This is a genomic window from Dietzia sp. DQ12-76 (assembly GCF_014145045.1).
Classification (GTDB): Bacteria; Actinomycetota; Actinomycetes; order Mycobacteriales; family Mycobacteriaceae; genus Dietzia.
Genome location: NZ_JAALDV010000239.1, coordinates 1 through 2500, shown reverse-complemented (window position 1 = coordinate 2500; position 2500 = coordinate 1). Strand labels below are relative to the sequence as shown.

General features: G+C 67.0%; 2 protein-coding genes. One reads left to right on the top strand and one right to left on the bottom strand.

Translation table 11 applies throughout. From position 1 onward, the window contains the following. Nucleotides 1–745 precede the first annotated feature (745 nt). A complete protein-coding gene (locus G6019_RS08980) occupies nt 746–1306 on the top strand; it encodes an RBBP9/YdeN family alpha/beta hydrolase (protein ID WP_182613120.1) in 561 nt (186 codons plus the stop codon). Between the two features lie 129 nt (nt 1307–1435). Here the strand turns inward: G6019_RS08980 and G6019_RS08975 are convergent, their stop codons facing one another. Next, on the bottom strand, nt 1436–2419 hold the full coding sequence (locus tag G6019_RS08975) for an arsenic resistance protein (protein WP_182613121.1): 984 nt from the start codon (nt 2417–2419) through the stop codon (nt 1436–1438). Nucleotides 2420–2500 lie beyond the last annotated feature (81 nt).

Genomic DNA, 2500 nt, shown 5'->3' with positions numbered 1-2500 from the left:
TCACAAACAAAACACACTGTTGAGTTCTCAAACAACACCCACACACCAACCCCATGCGGCAGTGCTGCCACGTAGCGTTGGGGTGAATTCGCCACTCCCGAGCGGGAGAGGCTTGACTACTCTAGCGGACCGAAGTCGATCGGTCAACCCGATCCCTCGCTCCCCTTGCGTGAAGCCACCGCCCGCAACGTGGGCTCGAGCTTGTCGGCTCGATCCCCGCTCCCTGGCGGCTCCGATAAAGTTACACGCGCCCCAACAGAACACCAAATCGCCTGTTCAGGGCTATAGCTGGCGTGATCGCGCCCCCGGCGACCGTCAGCGTTCCCGCCCGGTCCACCACGGTGAGGTTCGCGTACGGGCGTGGTCAGCGGGCCGCATCCTCACCGGCGTCCCTACCGGCGAGCCGGCCCTGCTGGGCAGCGCTCCACGGCGGTGACCGCGGCGAGTTCCCTCCGGCTGGCGTGCGGATCATGACTGGATGGAGGGTGATCGGGCACCCAGCGCGTTGCCGTCCCGGCTCGAGGTGGGGCTGTACCCACGCCGTTGTCATTCATCCCAGCGCCGGTTCCGTCAGCTCGGCACTCAAGGGCATCCGCGACAGCCCGTGGAAGCCGCATGTCTCCCACCGTCCCGCCGGGTGGGTCCCTGCACGCACCCGGGCGGTTCCGCCCACCCGGTCCCACGGACGCCCTGATCAGGTGGGGGAGCTCCCTCCGCGACGTGAAGAGGTCTAGCGTGCCTTCACATGACATCGACCACGAGCAGGCGTGCAGTGATCTTCCATGGCTACGCCGCATCTCCCCGGGATCATTGGTTCGAGTGGCTCGCTGAACGCCTCACTGACGCCGGGATCCCCACGCGAGTACCCGCCTTGCCGAACTCCAGTGCCCCTTCCCGCGACCAGTGGGCGGCGACCGTAGCCAGAGAGCTCGGCACACCCGGGGAAGAGACCGTGGTCGTCGCGCACAGCCTCGGTTGCCTTGCCGTTCTCCGGCATCTCGCATCGCTGACCGGCCCGTGGCAGGTGGGCACACTCGTCCTCGTCTCGGGCTTCGTGGACACCTTGCCTGCACTCCCGGCACTTGACGACTTCATCGGCGACGGGGTGGACCTCGCAGGGATCCGGGAGCACATCGGGTCCCTGACGATCGTGCGGTCCGACGACGACACCCACGTGCCTGTCGAGCTCACCGACCGCCTTGCTCGGCTTCTCGGTACGTCGGCTGCCGTGGTCCCGGGAGCGGGACATTTTCTGGCGGCGGACGGGGTCACCACACTGCCCCACGCCCTCCGCGCGGTGCTGTGAGTTCCCCGACATTCACCGCGGCCAGACAGACATCCTGGCGGGCGCCCCGACATCCCCGGCGTTCGTCCTGTCGAGCGTTCGGCCTGTAGAGGGATCCGGTCCGGCAGTGGACGATCCGATGTGAGCTCATCACCTCGGAGCGTCGTTCGAACTCCTCGCGAAGGCGATCGGAACCAGCCACACGAACACGATCATCCCGAGCAGCTCGACGAGGGATTGCATCACGACGACGATGGCCGCGACGTCGAACCCCTGCGGCAGGGAAAGCGCGATCGGTAGGACGAGGAAGGAGTTCCGGGTCCCCAATCCGAAGGCGAGCGTCCGGGCCTGTGAGACCGGGAGCGTGAAGACCATCGCGAGCGCTTTGGCGGTCAGCCCCGCCGCCACAAGGAACGCCACGAACACCGGAGCCACGAGTGGAAGGACAGCCAGCGCGCCGAGCACCGCGTGCACCTGCGCCGTCGCGATCAGGAACATGACGGTTGCGAGGAGAGGGACCGGAGCCCAGGCCCACCGCTCGCGAATCGCGTGCCCTCGCTGCCGAGCATCCAGCCACTTCTCCGTCAGGACGGCGGCGATCAGCGGCAACACGACGACTCCGAGCGCCGAAGCCGCCACATCGACCGTGACCAGGCCTGCGACCTCCTCGCGTGCCATCACCATCAGGTAGACGGGTAGCAGCATCAGCTGGAGCACCAGGTTCACGGGGGTCACCGCGATCGCGCGCGCGACGTCTCCCCCCGCCATCTGGGTGAAGCTGATGACCCAATCGGTACACGGCACGAGCAACACCAACAACACTCCCAGTCGGACACCGGGGTCGTCCGGAAGCACTGGAACCATGGCCCACACGACGAGTGGCATCACGATGAAGTTGCCCACCACCACCGCCGCCGTGAACCGACGGTCACGCCATGCCGTGGCCAGGTCCAACAGCGGAACCTGAAGGAATGTGGCGTAGAGCAAGAGGCCGAGGGTCGGCCACAAGAGCGCCTCGGCCACAGTCCCCGCACCCGACGCTCTGCTGCCCAACGCGAGACCGACGACGATGGCCGCCGCGTAGACCCACACTTGCCGGCGCTCGAGGGAGGATCGGTCGAGCGGAACTTTCACGGCACCGGGCCTACTCTCGGATCAAGCAGCTGGGCAACAGTATCGCCCACCTCAGGGCGGCGTCGGTTGGGGTGGTGGGTG

What these genes read in the sequence shown, in the direction of transcription:
- G6019_RS08980 (WP_182613120.1), top strand. Translation starts at nt 746, where the DNA reads ATGACATCGACCACGAGCAGGCGTGCAGTGATCTTCCATGGCTACGCC.